The organism is Streptomyces sp. NPDC055400, from assembly GCF_053644375.1.
Genome location: NZ_JBSHLM010000008.1, coordinates 289406 through 310261, shown reverse-complemented (window position 1 = coordinate 310261; position 20856 = coordinate 289406). Strand labels below are relative to the sequence as shown.

Sequence of the window (20856 nt, the reverse complement as noted above, 5' to 3'; positions counted from 1 at the left end):
GGGCGGATCCGCCTAACCGACCACGGTCCAGGTGTCGCCCCCGGCGAGCAGCGAGCCGAGGTCGCCCTTGCCGTTCTGCTCGATCGCCTCGTCGAGCTGTTCGGACATCTGCACGTCGTAGACGGGCCGCTCGGCGGAGCGGAAGACACCGATGGGCGTGTGGTGCAGGGTGTGCGGGTCGGCCAGGCGGGACAGGGCGAACGCCGTCGTGGGCGAGGCCGCGTGCGCGTCGTGGACGAGGATCTGTGACTGGTTGTCCTCGCTCACGTCGACGACCTCCAGGTCACCGGTCTGCGGGTCCCGCACGACGCCCTTGGCGAGGCCGGTGCCGAAGCGGATCGGCTGCCCGTGCTCCAGGCGGATCACCGCCTCCTCGGCCTGCTGCTTGTCTTTCAGGACTTCGAAGGCGCCGTCGTTGAAGATGTTGCAGTTCTGGTAGATCTCCACCAGGGCGGTGCCCGGGTGGGCGGCCGCCTGGCGCAGCACGTCGGTGAGGTGCTTGCGGTCGGAGTCGACGGTACGGGCCACGAACGACGCCTCCGCGCCGAGCGCGAGGGACACCGGATTGAAGGGCGCGTCGAGAGAGCCCATCGGCGTCGACTTGGTGATCTTGCCGACCTCGGAGGTGGGCGAGTACTGGCCCTTGGTGAGGCCGTAGATCCGGTTGTTGAAGAGGAGGATCTTCAGATTCACGTTGCGGCGCAGGGCGTGGATGAGGTGGTTGCCGCCGATGGACAGGGCGTCGCCGTCACCGGTGACCACCCACACGGACAGGTCGCGGCGCGAGGAGGCCAGGCCGGTCGCGATGGCCGGGGCGCGGCCGTGGATGGAGTGCATCCCGTAGGTGTTCATGTAGTACGGGAAGCGGGACGAGCAGCCGATGCCCGAGACGAAGACGATGTTCTCCTTCGCCAGGCCGAGCTCGGGCATGAAGCCCTGGACGGCCGCCAGGATCGCGTAGTCGCCGCAGCCGGGGCACCAGCGCACTTCCTGGTCGGACTTGAAGTCCTTCATGGACTGCTCGGCCTCGGCCTTGGGTACGAGCGAGAGCGCCTCGATCGCGCCCGTGCCTTTCGTGCCGGTGTCAGCCATGGATGGCCTCCTTGAGAGCCGTGGCGAGCTGCTCAGCCTTGAACGGCATGCCGTTGACCTGGTTGTACGAGCGGGCGTCCACCAGGTACTTCGCCCGGACGAGGGTGGCCAGCTGGCCGAGGTTCATCTCGGGGATCACCACCTTGTCGTAACGCTTCAGGACCTCGCCCAGATTCCGCGGGAACGGGTTCAGATGGCGCAGATGGGCCTGCGCGATGTGCTCGCCGGCGGTGCGCAGCCGGCGTACGGCGGCGGTGATCGGTCCGTAGGTCGAACCCCAGCCGAGGACCAGGGTGCGGGCCTCGCCCGAGGCGTCGTCGACCTCCAGGTCCGGGACCTCGATGCCGTCGATCTTGGCCTGGCGGGTGCGGACCATGTGCTCGTGGTTGGCCGGGTCGTAGGAGATGTTGCCCGTGCCGTCCTGCTTCTCGATCCCGCCGATACGGTGCTCAAGACCCGGCGTGCCCGGGATCGCCCACGGACGGGCCAGCGTCTGCGGATCGCGCTTGTAGGGCCAGAACACCTCGGTGCCGTCGGCCTCGGTGTGATTCGGGCCGGACGCGAACTGGGTGCGCAGGTCGGGGAGTTGGTCGATCTCGGGGATGCGCCACGGCTCCGAGCCGTTGGCCAGGTAGCCGTCGGAGAGGAGGAAGACCGGGGTGCGGTACGTGATCGCGATCCGGGCCGCCTCGATCGCCGCGTCGAAACAGTCGGCGGGCGTGCGCGGCGCGACCACCGGAACCGGCGCCTCACCGTTGCGCCCGTACATCGCCTGGAGCAGGTCCGCCTGCTCCGTCTTGGTGGGCAGCCCGGTGGAGGGGCCGCCGCGCTGGATGTCCACCACCAGCAGCGGCAGTTCGAGGGAGACGGCCAGTCCGATCGTCTCCGACTTCAGGGCCACTCCGGGGCCGGAGGTGGTCGTGACGGCGAGGCTGCCGCCGAACGACGCGCCCAGCGCCGCGCCGATCCCGGCGATCTCGTCCTCCGCCTGGAACGTGCGCACGCCGAAGTTCTTGTGCTTCGACAGCTCGTGGAGGATGTCCGAGGCCGGCGTGATCGGGTACGAGCCCAGGTACAGCGGCAGATCCGCCTGCTTGGACGCCGCGATCAGCCCGTAGGACAGGGCCAGGTTCCCGGAGATGTTGCGGTAGGTGCCGGTCGGGAACGCGGACGACGCGGGCGCGACCTCGTAGGAGACCGCGAAGTCCTCCGTCGTCTCACCGAAGTTCCAGCCCGCGTGGAAAGCGGCGATGTTCGCCGCGGCGATCTGCGGCTTCTTCGCGAACTTCGACTTGAGGAACCGCTCCGTGCCCTCGGTGGGCCGGTGGTACATCCACGACAGCAGACCCAGCGCGAACATGTTCTTCGAGCGGCCCGCGTCCTTGCGGGACAGCTCGAACTCCTTGAGCGCCTCGACCGTGAGCGTCGTCAGCGGCACCGGATGGACGTGATACCCGTCCAGCGAGCCGTCCTCCAGCGGGGAGGTCTCGTAACCGACCTTCTGCATCGCCCGTTTGGTGAACTCGTCCGTGTTGACGATGATTTCCGCGCCGCGCGGCACATCCGCGATGTTCGCCTTCAGGGCGGCCGGGTTCATCGCCACCAACACGTTCGGCGCGTCGCCCGGCGTGAGGATGTCGTGGTCCGCGAAATGCAGCTGGAACGAAGAAACGCCCGGCAGTGTCCCTGCGGGCGCCCGGATCTCGGCGGGGAAGTTCGGCAGCGTGGACAGGTCGTTCCCGAACGACGCAGTCTCCGAGGTGAACCGGTCACCCGTCAGCTGCATCCCGTCGCCCGAGTCACCCGCAAACCGGATGATCACCCGGTCCAGACGCCGTACGTCCTTGTCGTTCGCGTGTTTGCGCTGCTCTCCGACCACTGCCCCATCGGCCTGCTCGGCCGGGCTACTGACCTGGCTGGTCACTGAACTGGACCTCCCTCGAGGCGGCTCTGCGGGAGCGGCCGGCCGACCGGCCTCTCCATGGCCCACCCTACGTCGGTAAGGGTCGCCTTCCCTGGATGGTTCGCATGGTGGACGCGACAATGAGACACCCTGATGACCTTGTTTGTCACGATTTACCCACCCCTACGGCCCCCTGTTCGAAGACGCGCCCACTCATCCTTTGGTTCTAGGACCGAATCCGGGTCGAATCCGGGTCGACTCCGAGCCGGCCCGGAAGCCGGTCCCGGATCGTCCTGGAGTCCACCGGTCGATTCCCGCCATATCTGACAGGTTGTCAGGTCGTCACGAGTTCAGGTAGGTGAGCACCGCCAGAACGCGCCGGTGATCCCCGTCACTCGGGGACAGCCCCAGCTTCAGGAAGATGTTGCTGACGTGCTTCTCCACCGCGCCGTCGCTCACGACCAGTTGACGCGCGATCGCCGAGTTCGTCCGGCCCTCGGCCATCAGGCCGAGCACCTCGCGCTCACGCGGAGTCAGCCCCGCCAGCACGTCCTGCTTACGGCTGCGCCCCAGGAGCTGGGCCACCACCTCGGGGTCGAGCGCCGTACCGCCCTGCGCCACCCGCACCACCGCGTCCACGAACTCGCGCACCTCGGCCACCCGGTCCTTGAGCAGGTAGCCCACACCGTGGCTGGAACCGGCGAGCAGCTCGGTCGCGTACTGCTCCTCCACGTACTGCGAAAGGACCAGCACCCCGAGCCCCGGGTGCTGCTTGCGCAGCAGGACCGCGGCGCGCACACCCTCGTCCGTGTGCGTCGGCGGCATCCGCACGTCGGCGACCACCACGTCCGGCAGCGCGTCCTGCGAGGCCAGCTCGGTGATGGTCTTGACCAGCGCGTCCCCGTCTCCCACGCCCGCCACCACGTCGTGCCCGCGGTCGGTCAGCAACCGGGTCAGGCCCTCCCTGAGCAGCACTGAATCCTCGGCGATGACCACTCGCACTCTGTCCTCCACGTTTCTCGGCCCCCCACAGCCCGTCCCACCCGTTCAGCAGTCACCAGCATCCCAGCATCCGGACGGTCCCGGGCAGTGGTGCCGGGATTGGCCGGGAAGAGGGAGGACACGCGTGTGCGGTGCGCCCCGGGGAAGGGTGCACCGCACACGCGTGAGCCGGCCGTCAGGCGCGCCGCCACGGCAGTTCGGCCGTGATCCGCGTCGGGCCCGCCGCCGGCGAGTCCACCAGGAGGATCCCGTCGACGGCGTCGAGCCGCTCGGCGAGCCCCGCGAGGCCGGAACCGGCGGAGGCGTCGGCGCCGCCCACACCGTTGTCCATCACCTGGAGCATCAGCCGGTCCTCGACCCGCCACACGTCGACCGTGGCGCGGGTCGCCCGGCTGTGCTTGCTGACGTTCTGGAGCAGCTCGGACACCGTGAAGTACGCGATGCCCTCGATGGCCGGCGCGGGCCGCGCGGGCAGGTCGACCTCGACCTGTACCGGGACCGTGCAGCGCGAGGCCACGGAGGACAGGGCCGCGTCCAGGCCGCGGTCGGTCAGGATGGCCGGGTGGATGCCACGGGCCAGGTCCCGCAGCTCCTGGAGCGCCGTCTTCACCTCGCCGTGCGCCTCGTCCACCATGCGCGCCGCCGCCCGCGGGTCCTCCGTCAGCTTCTCCTTGGCGAGGCCCAGGTCCATCGCGAGGTTGACCAGGCGGGCCTGTGCGCCGTCGTGCAGGTCGCGCTCGATGCGGCGCAGGTCGGCGGCGGCCGTGTCGACGACGACGCCGCGGTCCGACTCGAGTTCCACGACCCGCGTGGCCAGCCGCGAGGGGCCGAGCAGCCCGCTCACCAGCGCCCGGTCCACGGAGGCCAGCGCCCTGATGATCCACGGCGTCGCGAGCGTGATCAGCAGGCCGACCGCCGCGGTGACGGTGATCTCGAAGGGGTTGTCCAGGTACACGTTGTGCGCGCCGTCGCCGTACAACTGGATGCCGCCCTGGCCCGCGTACATGGGGAAGACCCACTGCCACAGCGGATACGTGAGCAGGGACCAGCCGACCGTCCAGAACACCAGCGCGACGTTGAACGCGAAGACCGCCCACGGGAAGTGCACGACCGTGTACAGCAGGTTGCGCCAGGACTCGCCGCTCTTGAGGAGGGCGCCCGTCCACGCCATCGGGCCGTGGGCGCGGGGCCGCAGCGGAGCAGGGGTGCCGACGTCGACGCCGAGCAGCGCGCGCGCCCTGGCCCGCTCCATCGCGGCGAACCCGCGCGCCCCGGCGAGGGCGCCGGCCAGCACGGGGATGCCGAGGAACGTGATCAGCAGGCCGGCGCCGAGCGACACCATCGTCACCGCGTACACGAACGTGATGATGCTGATCGGGAGGCTCAGGAGCAGATAGCCGAACTCGCGGAACGTACGGCCCTCGAACGGCGCGCGCAGCCCGGCCGGGAGACGGTGACGCCGTTCCCCGGCCACCGCGTCGTCGCGGTAGCCGTGTCCCTGTCCGTACTGCGTGGGCGTGATCATCGGTGGGGTCCGTCCGTTCTGCTCGTCCGCCTGGTACGTCCAGACTCCTCGCGGCGGCGCCTCGCGGCCATGGAGCCGGTCGGCGTCTTGGACCGGGGGTTTTCCCTACCCCCGCGGTGCTTCTCAGGCGGGTGTGCGGTCGCGCCAGGGCAGCTCGGCGGTCACTGTCGTCGGGCCGCCCTCCGGCGAGTCCACGACGAACAGGCCGTCCACCGCGCCGAGCCGGTCCGCGAGGCCCGACATGCCCGTGCCCTTGTCGAGGCTCGCGCCGCCGTGCCCGTCGTCCCTCACCTGGATCAGCAGCCGGTCCCCGGAGCGCCACACGTCGACCGACGCCGACCGTGCCCCGCTGTGCTTGCTGACGTTCTGGAGCAGCTCGGACACCGTGAAGTACGCGATGCCCTCGATCGCCGCGGCGGGCCGCTGAGGCAGGTCGGCCGTGACCTTCACCGGGACCGTGCAGCGCGAGGCCACGGAGGACAGGGCCGCGTCCAGGCCGCGGTCGGTCAGGACCGCCGGGTGGATGCCGCGGGCCAGATCGCGCAGCTCCTGAAGGGCCAGCTTCACCTCGCCGTGCGCCTCGTCGACCATCGCGGCAGCGGCGTCCGGGTCCTCGAGCAGCTTCTCCTTCGCGAGGCCGAGGCCCATCGCGAGGTTGACCAGGCGGGCCTGTGCGCCGTCGTGCAGGTCGCGCTCGATGCGGCGCAGGTCGGCGGCGGCCGTGTCGACGACGACGCCGCGGTCCGACTCCAGCTCGGCGATCCGCCGCTCCAGCTCGTCCGAGGGCGACAGGAGCGCCCGCGCCATCGCCCGGTCCGCGTTGGTGAGACTCCGCACGATGAACGGAAGCACCGGCCACAGCACGAAGAGCCCGGTCAGCGTGATCGCGAACGTGAGCACGCCCCACGGCAGCCGTATGAACTCGTACAGCATCGCCCGCCAGCCCACCGGGTCCTTCAGGCGGGACCACAGCCGGCCGAAGAAGCCCTCGTCGCGCCGGCGCGGCAGCGGGCTCGGCTCCTCGATGCGCAGCCCGAGCAGGGCGCGGGCCCGCCCGCGCTCCGCCTTCCCGAGCTGACGCGCGCCGAGCAGACCGGCCGCGAGCACGGGCAGGCCGATCACCGTCACGGCCAGGCCTACGCCGGTGGCCAGCATCGTCACGACATACGTGAAGCCGAGCACGGCGACCGGCAGATTGCTGAGGAGATACGCGATCTCCTTCCAGGTGTGCCGGCCGAAGGCGAAGCGCGGGGCCGGCGGGCGGTCCGCGTCCGGCTCTGTGGTGATGATGCGAGCGGTCATATGCGCCAGCGTGCCCGGCCGGGCGCCGGGGCGCCATGAGGCGGGCTGCCGGACCCGGCGGGGGATAACCCCACCTCAACCCTGGACGCCTGCTTACCGTCTCTTTAACAGGCCCTAGACTCCCGTGCGTACAGATCGTCGAACACCACGGAGCGAGGGGCGGACGTGCCGGAATCGACCATCGTCGCCGCGGGCTACTTCCAGACGTACTCTGTAGTCGGCGCAATCGCCGTGGTGGGCGTCCTGTTCGTGGCCGTCGCCTTCGGCGCGGGGCGGCTTCTGAGGCCGGTGGTCCCGACCCCCGAGAAACTCCTGACGTACGAGTGCGGCGTCGACCCCGTCGGTGAAGGCTGGGCCCACACCCAGGTCCGCTACTACGTCTACGCGTTCCTCTACGTGATCTTCGCCGTCGACTCGATCTTCCTCTTCCCGTGGGCGACCGTCTTCGCCGATCCGCAGTTCGGCGCGGCGACGCTCGTGGAGATGTTCATCTTCCTCGGCTTCCTCGCCGTGGGCCTGCTGTACGCATACAAGAAGGGCGTCCTGACATGGACGTGACCCCGGACGTGCCCCCCTCGGAGCCGGTGCTCCTGCCGGAGCCGGTGAGCCCGAAGAAGCTGGGTGTGCTGTCCCGCCTGGCCCCCGAGCCGATGAAGGTGGTCCTCAACTGGGGCCGCCGCTACTCGCTCTGGGTCTTCAACTTCGGCCTGGCCTGCTGCGCCATCGAGTTCATCGCGGCGTCCATGGCGCGGCACGACTTCATCCGCCTCGGCGTCATCCCCTTCGCACCGGGCCCGCGCCAGGCCGACCTGATGGTCGTCTCCGGCACGGTCACGGACAAGATGGCCCCGGCCGTTAAGCGCCTGTACGAGCAGATGCCCGAGCCCAAGTACGTCATCTCGTTCGGCGCCTGCTCCAACTGCGGCGGGCCGTACTGGGACTCGTACTCGGTCACCAAGGGCGTCGACCAGATCATTCCGGTCGACGTGTACGTGCCCGGGTGCCCGCCGCGGCCGGAGGCGCTGCTCCAGGGGATTCTGAAGCTTCAGGAGAAGATCGCGCGCGAGTCGCTGGGCGAGCGGTACGCGTCGGCCGACGCGGCGGCCGGGCGGCCTTCCGCGGCCGCGCTCAGCAGCGGTCTCGTGAAGCCGCCGGTCCCCACGCGCGACGACTCCGGGGAGGGCGAGCGGTGACCGGCTGGCTGCCCCGCCCCGTCGAGGAGCTCTTCGGCCCGGACGCCACGGCCGAGGAGTCGTACGAGGTCCTCACCGTCGACGTTCCCGCGGACACGTGGACCGCCGCCCTCGAAACGGCCCGCACCACGCTGGGCTGCACCTACTTCGACTGGCTGAGCGCGGTCGACGAGCCCGGCACGGGCTTCCGCGTCTGCGCGCACGTCGTCGCCCTGTCTCCCGTACGCCGCCTGCTCCTGCGCACCACCGTGCCGCACGACGCCCCCGTCCTGGCCACCGCGGTCGACGTGTACGCGGGCGCGGGCTGGCACGAGCGCGAGACGCACGAAATGTTCGGCGTCCGCTTCGAGGGCCACCCGCACCTGGTGCCGCTCCTCCTTCCCGACGGCTTCGAGGGCCACCCGCTGCGCAAGGACTTCGTGCTCGCGGCGCGCGTCGTGAAGGCGTGGCCGGGGGCCAAGGAGCCAGGGGAGCCTGCGGCGGGTGCGGGGCACGGCGGGCCCAAGCGGCGGCAGATGCTGCCGCCCGGTGTCCCCGACCCCAACGAATGGGGCCCGCTCAAGGGCCAGCTCCCGCCCGCGCCGGCCCGTCCGGCACGCGGCGCGGGCCGCGCGGCGGGCGAGCGCCCGGTGCGGCGCGCCCGTACAGCGGGGGAGGGGTCGGCGAGCCAGGCGGGACCGGACGCGGCGGCCGCCGCCGCACCGCCGCGCCGCTCGCGGAGCGCCTCGCAGGGGTCGGCCTCACAGACGCCCGCGGCTCCCGCGGCGCCGGAGCCCACGCCGGCCGAGACCCCCGAGACGCCCGCGAAACCCGAGCCGAAGGGCACCGGCGACGCGCCGTGGCACCACGCGCGCCCGGCCTTCGACACACCCGAGGCCGAACCCCGGCGTGAGCCGGAGGCGAAGCCCGAACCGGCGGAGCCCGCAGAACCGGCGGAGCCCGCAGAACCGGCGGAGCCCGCAGAACCGGCGGAGGCCAACGCCCCCGAAAGCCCCGACGGCCCCGACAACCCCGAGACCACAGGAGGAACGGAGTGAACGACGTGCTCGACGTCGCTCTGCGGCTCATCGTCGTCTTCGTCGCCTTCCTCGTCCTGCCCCTTGTCGTCGGCCAGACCGAGCACAAGGTGATGGCGCACATGCAGGGCCGACTCGGTCCCATGTACGCGGGCGGCTTCCACGGGTGGGCCCAGCTCGTCGCCGACGGAGTGAAGTTCGCGCAGAAGGAAGACGTCGTTCCCGCCGACGCGGACCGCCGCATCTTCCAGCTCGCACCCGCCGTCGCCCTCCTGCCGTACCTCCTCGTCCTCCTCGCCATCCCCATCGGGCCGAGCGAGGGCGCGGTCGGCCAGGTCGTCGACGCCGGCATCTTCTTCGTGCTCGCCGTCATGGGCGTCGGAGTGCTCGGCTCGCTCATGGCGGGCTGGGCGTCGGCCAACAAGTTCTCCCTCCTGGGCGGCCTGCGCACCGCAGCTCAGCTCCTCGCCTACGAACTGCCGATGCTGCTCGCCGCCGCCTCGGTCGCGATGGCCGCGGGCACCGTCTCCCTGCCCGGCATCGTCGACGCGTTCGAGTGGTGGTGGGTGCCGTGGCAGATCGTGGGCGCCCTCGTCTTCTTCGTGGCGGGCCTCGCCGAACTCCAGCGCCCGCCCTTCGACATGCCGGTCGCCGACTCCGAGATCATCTTCGGCGCGTACACCGAGTACACGGGCCTGCGCTTCGCCCTGTTCCTGCTCGCCGAGTACGCCGGGATCGTCGTCCTGTGCGGCCTCACCACCGTCCTGTTCCTGGGCGGCTGGCACGGGCCGTGGGGCGCCGGCGGCCTCGGCTGGGTCTGGACGCTGCTGAAGACGGCCGTCCTCGCGTTCGTCGTGATCTGGCTGCGCGTCACCTACCCCCGTCTTCGCGAGGACCAGCTCCAGAAGCTCTCCTGGACCCTCCTCGTCCCCCTCGCACTCGCGCAGATCGCGCTCACCGGAATCGTGAAGGTGGCGATCAACTAATGGCTCCGATCCCGGGGGCAGGCCTGGCCAAGGGCCTCGCCGTCACCCTCCGCACGATGACGAAGAAGACCGTCACCGCGCAGTACCCGGACGTCCAGCCCGAACTGCCGCCCCGCACGCGTGGCGTCATCGGCCTGTTCGAGGAGAACTGCACGGTCTGCATGCTGTGCGCCCGCGAGTGCCCCGACTGGTGCATCTACATCGACTCCCACAAGGAGACGGTGCCGGCCGCCGTCGAGGGCGGCCGCGAGCGCAGCCGCAACGTCCTCGACCGCTTCGCCATCGACTTCGCCCTGTGCATGTACTGCGGTATCTGCATCGAGGTGTGTCCTTTCGACGCGCTGTTCTGGTCCCCGGAGTTCGAGTACGCGGAGACGGACATCCTCGAACTCACCCACGAGCGCGACCGGCTGCGCGAGTGGATGTGGACGGTCCCGGCCCCGCCCGCGCTCGACCCGGCGGCCGAGGAACCCAAGGAACTCGCCGCCGCCCGCAAGGCCGCCGAGAAGCTGGCCGCCGCCCAGGCCGCAGCCGCCCGGGAACCGGCCTCGGAAACACCCGCCTCCGCCTCTGAAGAACCCGCGCCCGACGAACCCGCCCCCGGAGAGGAGGGACCCGCGTGACCCCCGTCGCAGCGGCCGCCACCGCGGCCACGCAGACCCACGGCTTCCTCTCGCCGACCGGCGTCGAGATCGCGTTCCTCCTCGTCGGCCTGGTCACCTTCGGCGCCGCGATCGTCACCGTCACCACCAAGCAGCTGGTGCACGCGGCCCTGTGGCTGGTCGTCACCCTCGGCGGCCTCGCTGTCGAATACCTGCTGCTCACCGCCGAGTTCATCGCCTGGGTGCAGGTCCTCATCTACGTCGGCTCCGTCGTCGTCCTCCTCCTGTTCGGGCTGATGCTCACGCGGGCGCCCATCGGCCGCTCCCCGGACGCCGACTCGGGCAACCGGTGGGCCGCGCTGACGGTCGCCGTCGCCGCGGCCGCCGCCCTCGTCTGGGTCGTCGTGGACGCCTTCCGCACCACCTGGGTCGACCTCGACGGCGCCCCCCAGGGCACCACCGCGGTGACCGGATCGATCCTCTTCCAGCACTGGGTGCTCCCCTTCGAGGCCCTCTCGGTCCTGCTCCTCGCGGCCCTGGTCGGCGCGATCGTCCTCTCCCGCAGGACCGCCAAGGCACAGGACATGAACTCCAAGGCCCGGGAGGGGAACCGCTGATGCACCTCGCCTATCCCGCCGTCCTTTCCTCCCTGCTCTTCTGCACGGGCCTGTACGGAGTGCTGGCCCGCCGAAACGCGATCCTGGTCCTGATGTCCGTCGAGCTGATGCTCAACGCCGTCAATCTCAACCTCGTCGCCTTCGACGTCTGGCTCAGCAAGGCGGCCCGCGACACCCTCCACTCCGGCCAGGCGCTGACCCTCTTCACCATCGCCATCGCCGCCGCCGAGATCGGCATCGGCCTGGCGATCGTGCTCGCCGTGTACCGGGGCCGCGGCACCTCCGACATCGACAAGCTCCGCGACACCGCCGAGTCCCCGGACGACGGCGGACCCGACGGCTTTGCACCGGACGGATCCGCAGCGGACGCCGGCGCCGGGGCCGTGACGGACGAGAAGGCCGAGGCCACCGCGTGACCACCACGACCCTCGCCGTACTCGTCCCCCTCCTCCCGTTCCTCGCCGCCGCGGCGGGACTGCTCCTGGGCCGCACCGCCCCCGGCTTCGTACGGCCCCTCGCCGTACTGCCGACCCTCGCGGCGCTCGCCCTCGCCGTCCTCGTCGCCGTGCGCCAGGGCGGCGGCCGCAGCATCGACGCGGCCACCGAACTCACCCCGACGGGCTCGGTCCCCATCGAGCTCGCCCTGCACATCGACGGCTTCGCCGCGCTCGTCGCCGTACTGGTCTGCGTCGTCGCGTCGTGCGTGCAGATCTACTCGACGGCCTACCTGCGCGACGACCCGCGCTACCCCTCGTACGCCGCGCTCGTCTCGCTCTTCACCTCCGCGATGCTCCTCGTCGTCTACTCGGGCGACCTGATGGTGCTGCTCGTCGGCTGGGAAGTCATGGGCATCTGCTCGTACTTCCTCGTCGGCCACTACTGGGAGACCCCACAGGCGCGCGCCGCCTCCCTCAAGGCGTTCCTGGTCACCAAGCTCGGCGACGTCCCCTTCCTGATCGGCCTGTTCGCGCTCGCCGTGGACGCCGGGTCCTTCCGCATCACGACGGTGCTCGGTGCCGTCGCGAGCGGCGGCCTCGACCACCCCACGCTGATCGCCCTGCTGCTCCTCGCGGGCGTGGCGGGCAAGTCCGCGCAGTTCCCGCTGCACACCTGGCTGCCCGACGCGATGGCCGGCCCCACGCCGGTCTCCGCGCTGATCCACGCCGCGACGATGGTCGCCGCCGGTGTCTACTTCGTCGCCAGGCTCCTCCCCGTCTTCGCCGCCTCCGGCGCCGCCCTGGTCGTCCTCGCCGTCATGGCCGCCGTCACGATGACCGGCTCGGCGCTCGCCGCCCTCGCGCAGGACGACATCAAGCGCGTCCTCGCGTACTCGACGATCGGTCAGCTCGGCTACATGACCGGCGCCCTCGCCGTCGGCGACCGCGGCGCCGCCGTCTTCCACCTCCTGTCGCACGGCGCCTTCAAGGCACTGCTGTTCCTCGGGGCGGGCGTGGTCATCCACGCCGCCGGCACGAACTCGCTCGCCGCCATGTCCCGCATGAAGGACCTGCGCGACCGCGTCCCCGACGCCTACTGGACGATGACCGTGGCGCTCCTCGCGCTCGCCGCGATCCCGCCGTTCAGCGGCTTCTTCTCCAAGGAGGCCGTCCTCGGCTCCGCCGAGCACGCGGCGACCGGCCACGCCGGGGCGATCCCGCCCTCCGCGGGCTGGATCGTCCTCGTGTCCGGCCTCCTCACGGCCCTGCTCACCGCCGCGTACGCCACGCGCCTGTGGCTCCTCGCCTTCCGGGGCCACGGAGCCGAGGCCCCGGACCACGGCAAGCAGCCCGTCGCGATGAACGCCGTCCTGTGGGTCCTGGCGATCCCCTCGCTCGCCTTCGGCCTCACCGTGGGCGTCCTGCCCGACTGGTTCGACGGCCGCTCGCTGACCCCGACCCTCACCACCTCCGTCCTCGGCACGGGCGTCGCCCTCGTCGGCGGGATCGTCACCTACGCGGCCTGGCGCCACACCACGGCCCTCGCCGCCCGTGTCCCGCTCGGCGCCGTCGCCGCCCACCCCGACGCGGACGGCGGCCTCGTCGAGGCCGAGGCCATCGCCGCCCACGCGGCCGTGTACGGGGACATCGCCTACGCCCCGGACCCTGCGGACCCGGGCCGTCTCCTGCTCGGCCCGCTGCACCGCCACGCGGCCACCGGCTTCCACCTGGACGCCGTCTACTCGGCCCTGTTCGTCCGGCCCGTCCTGGCCGCGGCCTCACTGGTCCGCTTCCTCGACCGCGAGGTCGTCGAGACCTATGTGCGCGGCGCCGCCGCCGTACCCAACTGGCTGGGCCGGGCCGTCCGCCGTGCCCAGACCGGCAACGTGCAGACCTATCTCAGCGCCCTGCTCGCAGGGACCGTCGTCCTGGCGATCGCCGTCGTCCTCGTCGCCACCGCCGGAGCGTGAGCAGCCGTGATCGATATCAGCGAATCCGTGATGCAGTTCCTTCTCGCACTGATCGTCGTCGGCCCGCTCATCGGCGCCGCCGCCGCTCTTCTCCCCGCCCCGCCCGGGCTGAAGGGGAAGTCCCCGGACCAGGCCGTGCTCCGCCACGGCGTGACCGTGACCGGCGTGATCCTCATCGCCGCGATCGTCCTCGCGCTCGGCTTCGACCATGACCACCCGTCAAAGATGCAGGCCACGACCGACATCAGCTGGATCCCCGCACTCGACGTGCGCATCCACCTCGGCGTCGACGGCATTTCGCTCCCCCTCCTGGTCCTGACCGCGCTGCTGACCTTCCTCTGCGCGCTGTACAGCTATTTCAAAATGCCAACGGGCCCGTCTCCCAAGGCATTTGTCGCGCTGATCCTCGTCCTCGAGTCCGGCACCCTCGCGACCTTCGCCGTGCTCGATCTGCTGCTGTTCTTCCTCGCCTTCGAGACGGTCCTCATCCCGATGTACTTCCTCATCGCCCGCTGGGGCGGTGAGCAACGGGCCAAGGCGGCCTGGAAGTTCATCCTCTTCACGCTCCTCGGCTCCGTCGTGATGCTGCTCGGCCTCCTCCTCATCGGACTCAAGTCCGGCACATTCGACATGGTGGCACTCGCCTCTGACAACGGCCGGGGCCTGAGCACGTCCGTGCAGGTCACCGCCGTTCTGACGATCGGGATCGGGCTCGCCGTCAAGACGCCGATGTGGCCGCTGCACAGCTGGCTGCCGGACGCCCACACCGCCGCGCCCACCGTCGGCTCGGTCCTCCTCGCCGGCGTGCTGCTGAAGATGGGCACGTACGGGTTCGTGCGGATCCTGCTGCCGGTCACGCCCGACGGCATGCACACCTTCGCGCCGTACCTCGCCGCGTTCGCCGTCGTCGGGATCATCTACGGGTCCCTTGCCTGCCTGGCCCTCGCACGGCCCGGCGCCAAGGGCGACCTCAAGCGCCTCATCGCGTACTCGTCCGTCGGGCACATGGGTTTCGTCCTGCTCGGCATCTCGACGATGTCCCCGACCGGCGTCAACGGCGCGCTCTTCGCGAACATCGCCCACGGCCTCATCACCGGCCTGCTGTTCTTCCTCGTCGGCGCCCTCAAGGACCGCGCGGGCAGCACGGACCTGGACACACTCGCCCAGCAGGGCGGCATGGCGCTCTACGGCAAGGCGCCCCGCCTCGGCGGCCTCCTCGCCTTCGCCGCCGTCGCGTCCCTCGGGCTGCCGGGCCTCGCCGGGTTCTGGGGCGAGATGCTCGCCCTGTTCGGGGCGTTCAAGCCGGCCGCCGACCTGAGCCGCCCCGCGTTCCTCACGTTCATGTCGATCGCCGCGTTCGGCACCCTGCTCACCGCCGCGTACATGCTCGCCGTCGTCCGCCGGGTCTGCATGGGCCCGCACGAGGCCGAGGCGCCGAAACTCGCCGACGCCCAGGGCTACGAGTTCGCCGCCTGGACCCCGCTCGTCGCCCTCACCGTCGTCGGCGGGCTCTGGCCCGCGGCCCTGATCGGCCTCACCGACCCGGCCGTGCAGAAGCTCCTCGCAGGAGGCATCCAGTGACCGCCGTCGCCGCGCCGTCCGTGGCGTCCCTCGTCCAGTCCGTCGACTGGCTCGCGATCGCGCCGCCCACCATCGCGGCGGTCGTCGCCCTCGTGGTGCTCGTCGCGGACCTGTTCCTCGGCGAGCGCGGGAAGGCGCTGCTCGGCTGGGTCTCCGTCGCGGGCCTCGCCGCAGCCGCGTTCGCGCTGCTGCCGCTCCTGGACGGCGACCGCTCGACCTTCTGCCTCAAGACGCTCAAGGGCGAGCAGGCCGCGTGCAGCTACACGGCCGACCACTTCACGCTCGTCATCCAGTTCCTCGTCCTGGCCGGCGCCCTGCTGACCGCGCTGCTGTCCATCACCGGCATCAAGGACGCGAAGAACACGCCCAGGGCGCTCCCCGAGGGAGAGTTCTGGTTCCTGCTCCTGTCCTCCGCCGCGGGCGCCGCCCTGCTGCCCGCCTCGCGCGACCTGGCCACCCTCGTCGTCGCCCTGGAAGTGGCGTCCCTGCCGGCGTTCGCCCTCGTCGGCATCAAGCGCGACGACCGGCGCTCCTCCGAAGCGGCCCTGAAGTTCTTCCTGTCCTCGGTCACGGCGACCGCGGTCACCCTCCTGGGCGTGAGCTTCGTCTACGCGACGACGGGCACCCTGCACCTCACGAGGGTCGCCACCGCCCTGACGCACGTCGACGGGCAGTTCCACACCCTGGCCCAGGCGGGCGTCGCCCTCACCCTCGTCGGCTTCGCCTTCAAGACCGCCGCCGCCCCCTTCCACTTCTGGGTGCCCGACACCTACGTAGGAGCCCCCCTCCCGGTCGCCGCCTACTTGTCGGTGATCGGGAAGGCGGTCGGCTTCTCCGGGATCATCCTCGTCACCGTCGTCGCCTTCCCGTCCTACGCCGACGTGTGGGGCCCGGCGCTGGCCGCGCTCGCCGCGCTCACCATGACCGTGGGCAACGTGGCGGCCCTGCGCCAGCAGGCCACGCGCGCGTACAGCGCGGTACGCCTGCTCGCCTGGTCCTCGGTGGGCCAGGCCGGCTACCTCCTCGTCCCGATCGCCGCGGCCGCCTACTCCAAGGACGCCGACAAGGCCATCGGCTCCACCGTCGCGTACGCCCTCATGTACGCCGCCGTGAACCTCGGTGCCTTCGCCGTGGCCGCCCTCGTGGCCCGTACGAAGCCCCTGAACCGCATCAGCGACTACCGCGGCCTGTACCGGTCCCGGCCGCTGGCCGCCCTGGTCCTCGGCTTCTTCCTGCTCTGCCTCGCGGGCCTGCCGCCCGGCATCATCGGCCTCTTCGCGAAGGTCACCGTCTTCTCGGCGGCCGTCGACGCGGGCCTCGGCTGGCTCGCCGTCGTCATGGCCGTCAACGTCGTGATCGCCCTCTACTACTACCTTCAGTGGACGGCGACCCTGTTCCGCTCCACCGAGGGCGAGCAGGCGGTCCACCGGATTCCGGCCCCGATCACCGCGGCGATCGGACTCACCGCCGTCATCGGGGTCGCCCTGTCGGGCGCACCTCAGATGGTGCTCCGTTTTGCCTCGACGGGCCTTTTCTAGGCACCCTCATAGCGACCCCCCAACGTCGTACACCAGGGAGACTGCCGTGCTGAGCGGGTTCAAGGACTTCATCCTTCGCGGGAACATCGTGACCATGGCGATCGGCCTCGCCGTCGGTGCCGCCTTCACGGCCGTCGTCACGGGCTTCAGCACGGCGTTCATCGCCCCTCTCATCGGGCTCGCCACGGCCTCGACCGGCGACTTCAGTGACGCGTACTTCACGGTCGACGGCACGCGCTTCCCGTACGGCAAGTTCGTCGCGGCGGCGATCGCCTTCGTGATCACCGCGGCGGTGCTCTACTTCCTCGTCGTCGTCCCGATGATGAAGTTCCAGGCGCGCCTCGACCGCGGCAAGCCGGTCGACATCAAGGCCGCCCTGCGCGACTGCCCGCGCTGTTTCAGTCAGATCCCCGCGATCGCCACCCGCTGCTCCCACTGCACCAGCGAGCTCAAGGCCGACCCCGAGGCCCTCGCGCTCGCCAGGCTCCCCGAACAGCGCTGACCCTGACCGGCGGGCCACCCCCACCCGTACGGCCTACACGTGCCCTCCTCGCCCTCCGCGCGCACAAGGGAACTCGTCCTCCTCGTCTGGCGTTGACCAGTACAGGAGGGTCCACTGGACCGTGGAAGCACCCAGCACCAGCAAGCAGAGGGTTCCCCTGCCGCACCACATGGAGGGCGTACCGTGCACCGCCGGCACAACGGGCTGAAGACCGCCGTACTCCTCGGGGGACTGTCCGCCCTCATCATCGTCATCGGCAGCTTCTTCGGTCGTACGGGGCTGATCGTGGGCCTCGGCATCGCCCTCGCGACGAACGCGTACGCGTACTGGAACAGCGACAAGCTGGCCCTGCGCGCGATGCGCGCGCGCCCCGTGAGCGAGTTCGAGGCCCCCGCGCTCTATCGCATGGTCCGCGAGCTGTCGACGCAGGCCCGCCAGCCGATGCCCCGTCTGTACATCTCGCCGACGGAAGCCCCCAACGCCTTCGCGACGGGACGCAATCCGCGTAACGCCGCGGTGTGCTGCACCGAAGGCATCCTGCGGATCCTCGACGAGCGCGAGCTGCGCGGTGTCATCGGGCACGAGCTGAGCCATGTCTACAACCGCGACATCCTGATCTCGTCGGTCGCCGGCGCCCTCGCCTCGGTGATCATGTTCCTGGTCAACTTCGCCTGGCTGATCCCCATCGGCCGGTCGAGCGACGACGACGGCCCGGGCCTTCTCGGCATGTTGATGATCATGATCCTGGGCCCGCTCGCGGCCACGGTCATCCAGCTCGCCATCAGCCGCTCCAGGGAGTACGAGGCGGACGCGTCGGGCGCCCAGCTCACCGGCGACCCGCTGGCCCTGGCGAGCGCCCTGCGCAAACTCGACGCGGGCACCAAGCAGTTGCCCCTGCCCCCGGAGCCGCGGATCGAGACCGCAAGTCACATGATGATTGCGAACCCCTTCCGTCCCGGGCAGGGCATGTCCAAGATGTTCTCCACGCATCCGCCGATGGCGGAGCGCATCGCCCGGCTCGAGCAGATGGCAGGTCGTCACTCGTGAAGACAATCCTCAACATCATTTGGCTAGTGCTGAGCGGCTTCTGGCTGTTCCTCGGCTACATGCTCGCGGGCCTGATCCTCTGCATCACGATCATCGGAATCCCGTTCGGCATCGCGGCGTTCAGGATCGGCGTGTACGCGCTGTGGCCGTTCGGCTATACGACGGTCGAGCGCCGGGACGCGGGCGCCCCGTCCTGTATCGGGAACGTGCTGTGGCTGGTCCTGGCCGGCTGGTGGCTCGCCCTCGCCCACATCGTGACGGGCATCGCGCAGTGCATCACGATCATCGGCATCCCCCTGGGCATCGCCAACTTCAAGCTGATCCCGGTCTCCCTGATGCCGCTCGGCCGCGAAATCGTCCGCACGGACCAGCCGTTCGCGTCGCGGTAGCCGGCCGGACGTCCGCCACCGGACCTCGAGGGTGGAACCTGCGCTGACCGTGTGGGTTCTGCCGCCGCAACGACCTCCAGTGCCTTGTGGCCGGTGGGATTTCCGTCCCACCGGTCTCACACCGGGAGCGGCGGCAGACCATCACGTCAGGGCGATTGCCCCTGCTTCAGCGACAGTTGCGGTAACCCGCTGTCCTGGCCGCTGTTCCTACCGGTAGTTCACGAACTGCAGCGCGAAGTCGAAGTCGTGGCCCTTGACCAGCGCCTGCACGGCCTGGAGGTCGTCGCGGCTCTTCGAGCTGACCCGCAGCTCCTCGCCCTGGACCTGTGCCTTGACGCCCTTGGGGCCCTCGTCACGGATGAGCTTCGCGACCTTCTTGGCGTTGTCCTGCGAGATGCCCTCCTCGATGGAGGCGAAGATCTTGTACTCCTTGCCGGAGAGCTGGGGCTCTCCCGCGTCCAGTGCCTTCAGCGAGATCCCGCGCTTGACCAGCTTGGTCTGGAAGACGTCGAGGATCGCGTTGACGCGGTCCTCGGAGTTCGCCTCCATCAGGATCTTCTCGCCGGACCACGAGATCGAGGCGCCGACGTTCTTGAAGTCGTAGCGCTGCGAGATCTCCTTGGCGGCCTGGTTGAGGGCGTTGTCGACCTCCTGCCGCTCGACCTTCGAGACGATGTCGAAACTGGAGTCGGCCATGTCCTGTGGCTCCTTGTATCGGGTTGTGAAACGGCTTGCGTCTGGATGCGTCATCCACGGCCCTGGCTCCCTGGGCCGCATCCGCAAAGCCTAGCCACCACCCCGCCCCCGGGTGCCGATCAATCGGGTGGCGAAGCACCCCCGTCCATCAGGTATCGTTTACGTCGTTGCCACGGAGCACCGCCCCACAGCGGAGATCCAAAGCAGCAAACCCATGGCGGTGTGCCCGAGCGGCCAAAGGGAGCAGACTGTAAATCTGCCGGCTCAGCCTTCCCAGGTTCGAATCCTGGCGCCGCCACATGGTGGAGAACCCCTCCGAACTGCGTTTCCGCAGTTCGGAGGGGTTCTTTGTATGTCGGGCCCCGTGCGCGGAGGGGTACGAGACCGCGTTGAACAGGCTGTCTCAAGCGATCTCGGACGGTCTCGTACCTGCAGGCCCCCATACGGCCCCCACGCAGAGCCCTCTAGGGCGCGATGGGGAGTTGGCGCTTGTGGTCGGTGAGGCGGTAGCGGTGGACGATCGTCTCGAAGGCCCGCCCGTCGACCGGCTTGCCCTCCAGGAAGTCGTCGATGTCGTCGTAGGTGACCCCGAGCGCGTCCTCGTCGGCCTTGCCCGGGTCGAGGGTCTCCAGATCGGCCGTGGGGACCTTCCACACCAGCTCGGCGGGTGCGCCCAGCGAGTCCGCGACGGCGCGCACCCGGCGCTTGGTCAGGCCGGTCAGCGGGACCAGGTCGGCGGCGCCGTCACCGAACTTCGTGAAGAAGCCGGAGACTGCCTCGGCGGCGTGGTCGGTGCCGACGACCAGGCCGTTGTGCGCGCCGGCCACCGCGTACTGGGCGACCATGCGCTGCCGGGCCTTGATGTTGCCGTGCACGAAGTCCTGGTGGCCCTCGTCGCGGAAGCTCACGGCGGCGGCCAGTGCTGCCTCGAGCGCGGCGTCGCTGGCGGGCTTGATGTCCACGGTCAGTACGTGGTCGGCCCGGATGAAGGAGAGCGCGAGCTGGGCGTCGTGCTCGTCGGCCTGGATCCCGTAGGGCAGCCGCATCGCGTAGAACCGCGCCTCGTGTCCGGCGGCCCGGGCCCGCTCCACGGCGAGCTGGCACAGCCGGCCGGCGGTGGTGGAGTCGACACCGCCGCTGATGCCGAGCACGAGGGAGCGCAGGCCGGTGGAGGTCAGCCGCTCGGTGAGGAAGGCCACACGGCGTTCGACCTCACGCTCGGGCTCGAAGATCTCGGCGACCTGGAGTTCCCGGGCGATCTCCTGCTGCAGGTCGTTAGACGCCGACTCGCTCACGTCTGCTCCTTGCTCCGGTTCATGGGGTTCTGTCGCGCCCACCTTACTGGGGGTGCCCGGGGGGCCAGGGGGTGCAGGATGCCCGGGACGAGGCGTGGACGGGGCGTGGACGAGGCAGGCTGTGCCCCGGCTCCGCCACATGGCGACAAGTCCCCAGAGAAGG

Annotated in this window: 20 protein-coding genes and 1 tRNA gene; 14 read left to right on the top strand and 7 right to left on the bottom strand. The window is 70.5% G+C overall.

Annotated features, from left to right (window positions below; translation table 11 throughout):
- Positions 1-12: 12 nt before the first annotated feature.
- The 5 genes from ACWIGU_RS22935 to ACWIGU_RS22915 form a co-directional block, all read right to left on the bottom strand.
- Complete coding sequence (locus ACWIGU_RS22935) at positions 13-1092, bottom strand: 2-oxoacid:ferredoxin oxidoreductase subunit beta (RefSeq protein WP_454403499.1); 1080 nt, start codon at positions 1090-1092, stop codon at positions 13-15.
- Complete coding sequence (locus tag ACWIGU_RS22930) at positions 1085-3016, bottom strand: 2-oxoacid:acceptor oxidoreductase subunit alpha (RefSeq protein WP_454403497.1); 1932 nt, start codon at positions 3014-3016, stop codon at positions 1085-1087. The genes ACWIGU_RS22935 and ACWIGU_RS22930 overlap by 8 nt, the downstream gene beginning before the upstream one ends.
- A gap of 321 nt (positions 3017-3337) precedes the next feature.
- The gene (locus ACWIGU_RS22925; protein WP_454403495.1) at positions 3338-3997 is read right to left on the bottom strand and encodes a LuxR C-terminal-related transcriptional regulator; all 660 of its coding nucleotides are present in this window, start codon (positions 3995-3997) and stop codon (positions 3338-3340) included.
- Between the two features lie 175 nt (positions 3998-4172).
- Positions 4173-5522 (bottom strand): sensor histidine kinase, encoded by a 1350-nt coding sequence (locus ACWIGU_RS22920; protein ID WP_454403493.1) that lies wholly within the window; start codon positions 5520-5522, stop codon positions 4173-4175.
- A gap of 123 nt (positions 5523-5645) precedes the next feature.
- Entirely contained in the window at positions 5646-6824 is a 1179-nt protein-coding gene (locus tag ACWIGU_RS22915; RefSeq protein WP_454403491.1) for a sensor histidine kinase, read from the bottom strand.
- Between the two features lie 165 nt (positions 6825-6989).
- Here ACWIGU_RS22915 and ACWIGU_RS22910 point away from each other — a divergent pair, with 165 nt between their 5' ends.
- From ACWIGU_RS22910 to ACWIGU_RS22850, 13 genes are all read left to right on the top strand, one after another.
- A complete protein-coding gene (locus ACWIGU_RS22910) occupies positions 6990-7382 on the top strand; it encodes an NADH-quinone oxidoreductase subunit A (protein ID WP_329571295.1) in 393 nt (130 codons plus the stop codon).
- Positions 7373-8017, top strand: coding sequence for an NADH-quinone oxidoreductase subunit B (locus tag ACWIGU_RS22905; RefSeq protein ID WP_454403488.1), 645 nt, complete (start codon positions 7373-7375; stop codon positions 8015-8017). Before ACWIGU_RS22910 ends, ACWIGU_RS22905 begins: the two co-directional genes overlap by 10 nt.
- Positions 8014-9054 carry an NADH-quinone oxidoreductase subunit C gene (locus ACWIGU_RS22900; RefSeq protein ID WP_454403486.1) on the top strand — a complete coding sequence of 347 codons (1041 nt, stop codon included), beginning with the start codon at positions 8014-8016 and terminating at the stop codon, positions 9052-9054. The genes ACWIGU_RS22905 and ACWIGU_RS22900 overlap by 4 nt, the downstream gene beginning before the upstream one ends.
- Positions 9051-10019 carry a complex I subunit 1/NuoH family protein gene (locus ACWIGU_RS22895; protein WP_454403485.1) on the top strand — a complete coding sequence of 323 codons (969 nt, stop codon included), beginning with the start codon at positions 9051-9053 and terminating at the stop codon, positions 10017-10019. Before ACWIGU_RS22900 ends, ACWIGU_RS22895 begins: the two co-directional genes overlap by 4 nt.
- The gene (locus tag ACWIGU_RS22890; protein ID WP_454403483.1) at positions 10019-10642 is read left to right on the top strand and encodes a NuoI/complex I 23 kDa subunit family protein; all 624 of its coding nucleotides are present in this window, start codon (positions 10019-10021) and stop codon (positions 10640-10642) included. Before ACWIGU_RS22895 ends, ACWIGU_RS22890 begins: the two co-directional genes overlap by 1 nt.
- On the top strand, positions 10639-11238 hold the full coding sequence (locus ACWIGU_RS22885; RefSeq protein ID WP_454403481.1) for an NADH-quinone oxidoreductase subunit J family protein: 600 nt from the start codon (positions 10639-10641) through the stop codon (positions 11236-11238). Before ACWIGU_RS22890 ends, ACWIGU_RS22885 begins: the two co-directional genes overlap by 4 nt.
- Positions 11238-11654, top strand: a complete 417-nt coding sequence (nuoK, locus tag ACWIGU_RS22880; RefSeq protein WP_454403479.1) for an NADH-quinone oxidoreductase subunit NuoK — start codon at positions 11238-11240, stop codon at positions 11652-11654. The genes ACWIGU_RS22885 and nuoK overlap by 1 nt, the downstream gene beginning before the upstream one ends.
- Complete coding sequence (locus tag ACWIGU_RS22875; protein ID WP_454403477.1) at positions 11651-13645, top strand: NADH-quinone oxidoreductase subunit 5 family protein; 1995 nt, start codon at positions 11651-11653, stop codon at positions 13643-13645. Before nuoK ends, ACWIGU_RS22875 begins: the two co-directional genes overlap by 4 nt.
- A gap of 6 nt (positions 13646-13651) precedes the next feature.
- The gene (locus tag ACWIGU_RS22870) at positions 13652-15226 is read left to right on the top strand and encodes a complex I subunit 4 family protein (protein WP_454403475.1); all 1575 of its coding nucleotides are present in this window, start codon (positions 13652-13654) and stop codon (positions 15224-15226) included.
- The gene (locus ACWIGU_RS22865) at positions 15223-16764 is read left to right on the top strand and encodes an NADH-quinone oxidoreductase subunit N (RefSeq protein ID WP_454403473.1); all 1542 of its coding nucleotides are present in this window, start codon (positions 15223-15225) and stop codon (positions 16762-16764) included. Before ACWIGU_RS22870 ends, ACWIGU_RS22865 begins: the two co-directional genes overlap by 4 nt.
- Before the next feature lie 46 nt (positions 16765-16810).
- Entirely contained in the window at positions 16811-17266 is a 456-nt protein-coding gene (locus tag ACWIGU_RS22860; protein ID WP_454403471.1) for an MscL family protein, read from the top strand.
- 183 nt (positions 17267-17449) lie between these two features.
- Positions 17450-18313, top strand: coding sequence for a zinc metalloprotease HtpX (gene htpX, locus ACWIGU_RS22855; RefSeq protein WP_100598066.1), 864 nt, complete (start codon positions 17450-17452; stop codon positions 18311-18313).
- Complete coding sequence (locus tag ACWIGU_RS22850) at positions 18310-18702, top strand: YccF domain-containing protein (protein ID WP_356279139.1); 393 nt, start codon at positions 18310-18312, stop codon at positions 18700-18702. Before htpX ends, ACWIGU_RS22850 begins: the two co-directional genes overlap by 4 nt.
- Before the next feature lie 207 nt (positions 18703-18909).
- On the opposite strand, the gene ACWIGU_RS22845 is transcribed toward ACWIGU_RS22850, so the two are convergent.
- Positions 18910-19398 (bottom strand): YajQ family cyclic di-GMP-binding protein, encoded by a 489-nt coding sequence (locus ACWIGU_RS22845; RefSeq protein WP_100598068.1) that lies wholly within the window; start codon positions 19396-19398, stop codon positions 18910-18912.
- A 216-nt stretch (positions 19399-19614) separates the two neighbouring features.
- Here ACWIGU_RS22845 and ACWIGU_RS22840 point away from each other — a divergent pair.
- Positions 19615-19696 (top strand) — tRNA-Tyr (locus ACWIGU_RS22840).
- A 166-nt stretch (positions 19697-19862) separates the two neighbouring features.
- Here the strand turns inward: ACWIGU_RS22840 and nadE are convergent.
- A complete protein-coding gene (gene nadE, locus ACWIGU_RS22835; protein ID WP_454403469.1) occupies positions 19863-20693 on the bottom strand; it encodes an ammonia-dependent NAD(+) synthetase in 831 nt (276 codons plus the stop codon).
- Between the last annotated feature and the right edge of the window lie 163 nt (positions 20694-20856).